This window comes from Dietzia sp. NPDC055343 (assembly GCF_053645265.1).
This window is the reverse complement of sequence record NZ_JBSHMJ010000042.1, coordinates 22,167-28,166: the sequence shown is the minus strand read 5'-3', so window position 1 is coordinate 28,166 and position 6,000 is coordinate 22,167. Positions and strand designations below refer to the sequence as shown.

Below are 6,000 nucleotides of genomic sequence, written 5' to 3'. Positions count from 1 at the left end.
AAGACAAGAACTATCCACGCCATGACGGCCTCCTGCGGGCCGTCTTGTCGCGCACCGGGTACGGCACCCCTCGTCCGGAGGCCCCGTGTCGGGGTCCTGTGATCGAGGTTGTCACACGGGTCCGGCCCGGGCAACGTCAGATGCGTCACCACCTCGTAGCATGAGCCCATGCAGGTGGGCGAGGTTTCTGAGCTGTGGCGATACCCGGTCAAGTCGATGCGCGGAGACCGCGTCGTCTCCACGGAGGTGACCGAGCGGTGGGGCTTCCCCGGAGACCGGGGCTGGGCCGTGCGCGACGAGCAGGCCTCGGAGATCCGCGGGGCCAAGCGGATCAATTCGCTGCTGCAGTTCCACGCGCGCTATCTCGAGGAGCCCGCCGCCGATTCCACGCCGGCAATCGAGATCACGTGTCCTGATGGCACCGTGGTCCGGAGCGACGACGACGAGATCCACGACGCCCTGTCCGCTGCGACGGGCCGGACCGTCACACTGTGGCCACGCCGCTCACCCGACGACCACGAACATTACCGCCGCGGCCGGATCACCAGGGCCGACATACGGGCTCAGCTGGACCTGGGTCCGGATGACCCGTTCCCGGATTTCTCCACGCTTCCCGAGGACCTGCTGGCCGAGCTGTTCGACTACGTCACCCCGCGGGGCACCTACTTCGACGCCATGCCGCTCTCGCTGGCCACCACCACGGCGTTGGGGTCGCTGCAGGCCACCGTCCCGGACTCGCTGATCGACGCGCGACGGTTCCGTAAGAACGTCATCGTGGCCGGAGAGCCCGGCGCCGAGGGCTTCCCCGAGTTCGAGTGGGTGGGCCGACAGCTGCGCATCGGCGACGTGGTCTGCGAGGTCACGACGCCCATCGCGCGGTGCGTGATGGTGGGCCTTCCGCAGGCCGAGCTGCCCCACGACCGGGACATCCTGAAGTCACTGGTCCGCAACACGGGCATGGATCTGGGCGTCTACCTCCGGGTGATCGAGCCCGGTCGGATCACCGAGGGCGACCCGGTTCGCCTGTACTGAGCCCATCGCAACCAGGACTACCGGCCCGTCAGCCCCGGTGCGGATTGCCCTTCTGCAGGCGGTCGATGTGCTCGGACGCCTCGGCTTTGGTGAGGGTCGCGGGTAACTCCTCCCCCGCCTCACGAGCGAGGGTGTCGAGGTAGCTCTTCTGGGCCTGCGTCATGGGCTCGTCGCCGGTGACCCAGTCGTCCGGATCGCGCTGTAGAGACGTGTCCCCGGGGTTCCGGCCCTCTGGAGTGGGCGCGCCCAGGGTCTCGGGCCCGGGGGTCGACGGCGCGGTTCGGATCGGCGTTCGTCATGGACACCACGCTACGTACCGCGCGGGCGTCTTCAACCGCTCAGCGGCGCCAGCGCGGAGGGGCAACGGAACGGCGCAGATGCAGAGGGTCGCGGGTACGGTGGCCTCACCATGACGCCTCTCCTCTCCTCCTCAGTATCGGAGCACACTCCCGCGAGCGGCCGACCGCTGCACGTGGCCGTGATCGGTTCCGGCGCGATCGGCGGAGCCGTGGTCGAGGCGATCGCGGACGGGCGGGTTCCCGACGCGCAGCTGGTCAGCGTGCTGCGGTCGGACAGTACGGAGGCCGAGTTCGACCGGGCGATCGCCGCGGCCGACGTGGTGGTGGAGGCCACCACGGTCGCCGCTGCGGAGGAGTACATCCCGCAGGTCACGGCCGCCGGCAAGGACATCATCGTGTGCTCGTGCGGGGTCTTCGCCCGACACGAGAATCCCCGTGACCTGATCGGTGGTTCGACCGGGCCCGGCGCGGCTCGCGCGGGCCGGGTGCTCGTGCCCGCCGGCGCCGTCGGCGGGCTGGATGTACTGGCGGCCGCCGCCCGGGCCGGCACCGCCGACGCCCGCCTGCGCCACTACACCATCAAGAGCCCCGCGGCGCTGGGCGTGGAGGGCGGGCTGTCCGAGCACCGCGAGGTGTTCCGCGGGAGCGCTCGCGAGGCGGCCCTGGAGTACCCGCGCACGTCAAACGCGTCCGTCGCTCTCGCGTTGGCGACGCTCGGGCTCGACCTCGTCGAGGTGATCGTGTTGGCGGACCCCCGGGTCACCCGCACCCGCCACGTCGTGGAGTGGGAATCCCCGATGGGCAGCTACGAGATGAGTTTCGAGAACTCCCTCGACCCCGACTCCGGCGGCCGCACCTCCGCGATCACCGCGTGGTCGGTCGCGGAACTGCTCATCAGTATCCACGACGGCGTCGGCCCGGGCGCGGTCGTGCTCGGTCGTCCGGTGGAAGGTGTGCCGATCGGCCCCTAGCGTGTGCACCCAGTCGATCGAGAGGTGCGATATGAGCAACGCCCGCCCGTCAGACTCCGGCCCCCACGAGCACCCGGAGACCGGGAAGCCCGGCCCCGCCGGCGCGCCCGGCGAACCGCAGACCCCGGAGCACACCGGCACCGAGCGCGTGTCCGAATCCGAGACGATGGAGCAGAGCCCGACTCCTCAGCCCGGCAAAACGGGTGCATACGTGTGGATCGTGGTTGTCGTCGTCGTCGTCCTACTACTGGTGATAGGGCTGATCGGTTACGCCTTCGAGGTGTTCTGAACCGACCGCATCAAGGGCGGCCCCGCCACGCTGTCACGCGTGGCGGGGCCGCCCTCTGTTCGGATCTGTCAGTGCGTGGCCAACTCGATCCGCTCCCTGCGCGCCCGCGGCAACTCGGTGCCGCTCTGCAGGTCCACGCGCACGTGGTGCAGCACCGCTCCACGCACCGGGAACGCACCGTCGTAGGCGTGGCTCACGGCACTGCCGCGACTGCGACCGACGTCCAGTGTCTCGTTCATGCTGAACATCGCCGGTGCGGTCACCGCGATGCGCCCGGCACCCACCTGCTCGCCGTCGACGAACAGCACCAGGTCGGCGCCCGCGGCGATCCCGCCGTCGTAGGCGAATTCCAACTCCACCGTGTGCGCGCCCGGCGCCAACGGCGCGGTGCCCTCGGCCTTGCCGCGTGCGCGACCGAAGAAGTTGTACTCGAACACCGGCACGCCCTCGAGCAGGTATAGCGCCATCCCGCCGAAGCGGCCGCCCAGACTGAGTAGCACGCCCTCGCACGGGTCGTCCTCAGCGGTCTCGGGGGCCACGTCCAGTGACGCCGACAGCAGGAAACCCCGGTTGAACAGCTTCGGCGCGGCCTTCTCGTTGAGTCCGTCCATGTGCGGGTATAGCGTGATCGACGAGCGGCCCGCCATGGGGTGCGGCGGCCGGTTCTCGGCGCCGGCCTGGCGACCGACCGTGGAATCATCGAGCGGCAGCACGTCATACCGGGCCGCCTCGGCGATGAACTTGGTCTTGAGCCGCTCGAGGAGCTCCGGATGCTCGGCAGCCAGGTCGCGGGACTGCGACCAGTCGACGCTCGTGTCGTACAGCTCCCACCTGCTCTCGGACAATGGGGGCAGGTCGACGCCCCCGGTGGCCATGAGCCACGGCGCGCGCTGCGCGGTGACGGCGGTCCAGCCGTGGTCATAGATCCCGCGGTTGCCGAAGATCTCGAAATACTGCGTGGTGTGCCGGTCAGGCGCGTCGGGCGCGGTGAACGTGTACGCCATGCCCACGCCCTCCAGCGGCTTCTGCGCCACCCCGTCCACGGTGTGCGGCATGGGCAGGCCGGCCGCCTCGAGGATGGTGGGCGTGATGTCCACGCAGTGGTGCCACTGGTGGCGCAGACGCCCGGGCTCGGCGATCCGTCCCGGCCAGTGCGCGACCAGCCCGTTGCGGGTGCCGCCGTAATGCGAGGCGACCTGCTTGGCCCACTGGTACGGGGTGTTCAGCGCCAGCGCCCACGACGAGGGGAAGTGCGGATACGATTCCGGCCCGCCGAGCGAGTCCCAGTTCTCCAGGAGCTCCTCGGTCGTCGACGGGATCCCGTTGAGACCGGCCAGATAGTTGAACGCGCCCAGACGGCCGCCCTCGGTGGAGGCGCCGTTGTCCCCCACCATGTACAGGACCAGGGTGTTCTCCAGCGCTCCGGTGGCCTCGAGGTGGTCGATCATGCGCCCCACCTGGTCGTCGGTGTACTCGAGGAACCCGGCGTACAGCTCCATGAGACGGGCGGCCACCCGGCGCTCGTCGTGGTCCAGCTCGTCCCAGTGCGGCAGGCCGGGCGCCCACGGGCCCAGCTCGGTGTCCTCCGGCACCACGCCGAGTTCCTTCTGCTGGGCCAGTGTGCGCTCGCGCAGCGCGTCCCAGCCGTCGTCGAACTCACCGGAGTAGCGGTCCCGGTACGACTCGGGCACGTGCAGCGGCGCGTGGACGGCGCCGAACGGCAGGTAGCAGAACCACGGCTGGTCGGGGGCAAAGGATCCCAGCTCGTCGGTCCACCGGATCGCGCGATCCACCAGGTCCTCGGTGAGGTGGTAACCCTCCTCCGGGGTGCGCGGCGGATCGACCTGTCGACGTCCGTCGTAGAGGACGGGCACGAAGTGGTCGGCCTCGGCACCGAGGAATCCGTAGAAGGTGTCGAACCCCTCCTCGGTGGGCCAGCGGTCGAACGGCCCGGCGGCCGTGGTCTCCCACGGCGGGGTCTGGTGCATCTTGCCGAACGCGCCGGTGGCGTAGCCGTTGCCGCGCAGGACCCGGGCGACGGTGGCGGCCGAGTCGGGCCGGACCCCCGTGTAACCGGGGGCACGGGTGGCCATCTCGGAGATCACGCCCATGCCCACGCTGTGGTGGTTCCGGCCGGTGAGGGTGGCCGCGCGGGTCGGCGAGCACAGGGCCGTGGTGTGGAAACGCGTGTAGCCGGCGCCGTCCCGGGCCAGCCGCTCGATCGTGGACGTGCGGCACGGGCCGCCGAAGGCCGAGGAGGTGCCGAAGCCGACGTCATCGAGCATCACCAACAGGATGTTGGGCGCGCCGTCGGGGGCGTGGACCTGCTCCGCGCCGGGGAACGCGTCCTGCTGGTGGCGGCGGTCCATCTCGGCGGGAATCCGGCCGGCGAGGCGGCGGGCCGGGAGGACATGCCGGTCGAGATCACTCATGCCGGCACGTCCCCTTCGATCGCGACCCGCTCCATGACGCGGCGGTTCGGAAAATAGTCACTACACGCGTAGTGCTGGGTGGCGCGGTTGTCCCAGAACGCGACGGTGCCGGGCGCCCAGTGCAGCCGGACCTGGAAGTCGGGCATCTTGACCTGGTCGATCAGGCGCCGCAACAGGTGCGCGCCCTCCTCGGGATCCACGCCGTCGATCCGCGTGGTGAACAGACTGTTGACGAACAACAGCTTGCGCCCGGTCTCGGGGTGGGTGCGCACCACGGGGTGATGCTGCGGCGGGTAGGCCTCCTGCATCGCGGCCAGCTTCTCTGGCGTCATGCCGAGCCCGAACGACGGCGTGAAGTCATGGGTGGCGGTGAGACCGTCGATGCGCTCCTTGATGTCAGAGGGCAGGGCGTCGTAGGCGTTGCCCATGTCGGACCACAGGGTGTCGCCGCCGGCCTCGGGGACGTCGATGGCACGCAGGACCGACCCGAGCGGCGGGCGCTGCTGCCACGAGACGTCGACGTGCCAGATGTTCTCCATGCCGGGGTTGTCCTGGCCGCGGTCGAACCGGACGACCTCGGGGAGCTCGCCCTGGTCGAGCAGTGGGTGGACCTCGAGCTCGCCCCAGTTCGCGGCGAAGTCGCGGTGCTGGCGGGCGGTCACGTGCTGCTGGTCGCGGAAGAACAGAACCTTGCGCTCGAGCAGCGCGCGCTTGAGCTCATCGATCTGCGCCGATGTGGGGTCGGCCAGGTCCACACCGGAGATCTCGGCCCCGATGTACGGGGTGACCGGCCGGACCCCCACGTGCTGGTAGGGAGCCGGGACGGCGTCGTCGGCGCTCAGCCGCAGCCGTTTGGGGCCGAACTCTATCTGGTGCTCACCGATGGTGATCTGCAAGACGGTGTGTCCTTTCCGGGACTCGCGCAGGGTGTGGCGAGGGGGTATGACACAGACTGTAGACATTCGTCTACAGTCCTG

Annotated in this window: 6 protein-coding genes and 1 riboswitch; of the genes, 3 read left to right on the top strand and 3 right to left on the bottom strand. The window is 70.0% G+C overall.

Annotated features, from left to right (window positions below):
* Window positions 1–33: 33 nt before the first annotated feature.
* A riboswitch (guanidine-III (ykkC-III) riboswitch) is annotated at window positions 34–100 on the bottom strand.
* Window positions 101–168: 68 nt separating this feature from the next.
* The gene (locus ACWIE7_RS15995; RefSeq protein ID WP_454069928.1) at window positions 169–1,032 is read left to right on the top strand and encodes an MOSC domain-containing protein; all 864 of its coding nucleotides are present in this window, start codon (window positions 169–171) and stop codon (window positions 1,030–1,032) included.
* A gap of 28 nt (window positions 1,033–1,060) precedes the next feature.
* On the opposite strand, the gene ACWIE7_RS15990 is transcribed toward ACWIE7_RS15995, so the two are convergent.
* The gene (locus ACWIE7_RS15990; protein ID WP_454069929.1) at window positions 1,061–1,282 is read right to left on the bottom strand and encodes a DUF3072 domain-containing protein; all 222 of its coding nucleotides are present in this window, start codon (window positions 1,280–1,282) and stop codon (window positions 1,061–1,063) included.
* Between the two features lie 159 nt (window positions 1,283–1,441).
* On the opposite strand from ACWIE7_RS15990, the gene ACWIE7_RS15985 reads away from it, so the two are divergent.
* Window positions 1,442–2,302, top strand: a complete 861-nt coding sequence (locus ACWIE7_RS15985) for an aspartate dehydrogenase domain-containing protein (RefSeq protein ID WP_454069927.1) — start codon at window positions 1,442–1,444, stop codon at window positions 2,300–2,302.
* Between the two features lie 31 nt (window positions 2,303–2,333).
* The gene (locus ACWIE7_RS15980) at window positions 2,334–2,591 is read left to right on the top strand and encodes a hypothetical protein (RefSeq protein ID WP_454069926.1); all 258 of its coding nucleotides are present in this window, start codon (window positions 2,334–2,336) and stop codon (window positions 2,589–2,591) included.
* A 68-nt stretch (window positions 2,592–2,659) separates the two neighbouring features.
* Here the strand turns inward: ACWIE7_RS15980 and ACWIE7_RS15975 are convergent, their stop codons facing one another.
* Entirely contained in the window at window positions 2,660–5,023 is a 2,364-nt protein-coding gene (locus tag ACWIE7_RS15975) for an arylsulfatase (RefSeq protein ID WP_454069925.1), read from the bottom strand.
* Window positions 5,020–5,919, bottom strand: coding sequence for a TauD/TfdA dioxygenase family protein (locus tag ACWIE7_RS15970; RefSeq protein WP_454069924.1), 900 nt, complete (start codon window positions 5,917–5,919; stop codon window positions 5,020–5,022). The genes ACWIE7_RS15975 and ACWIE7_RS15970 overlap by 4 nt, the downstream gene beginning before the upstream one ends.
* Between the last annotated feature and the right edge of the window lie 81 nt (window positions 5,920–6,000).

What these genes read in the sequence shown, in the direction of transcription:
- ACWIE7_RS15995 (WP_454069928.1), top strand. Translation starts at nt 169, where the DNA reads ATGCAGGTGGGCGAGGTTTCTGAGCTGTGGCGATACCCGGTCAAGTCG.
- ACWIE7_RS15985 (WP_454069927.1), top strand. Translation starts at nt 1,442, where the DNA reads ATGACGCCTCTCCTCTCCTCCTCAGTATCGGAGCACACTCCCGCGAGC.
- ACWIE7_RS15980 (WP_454069926.1), top strand. Translation starts at nt 2,334, where the DNA reads ATGAGCAACGCCCGCCCGTCAGACTCCGGCCCCCACGAGCACCCGGAG.
- ACWIE7_RS15975 (WP_454069925.1), bottom strand. Translation starts at nt 5,023, where the DNA reads ATGAGTGATCTCGACCGGCATGTCCTCCCGGCCCGCCGCCTCGCCGGC.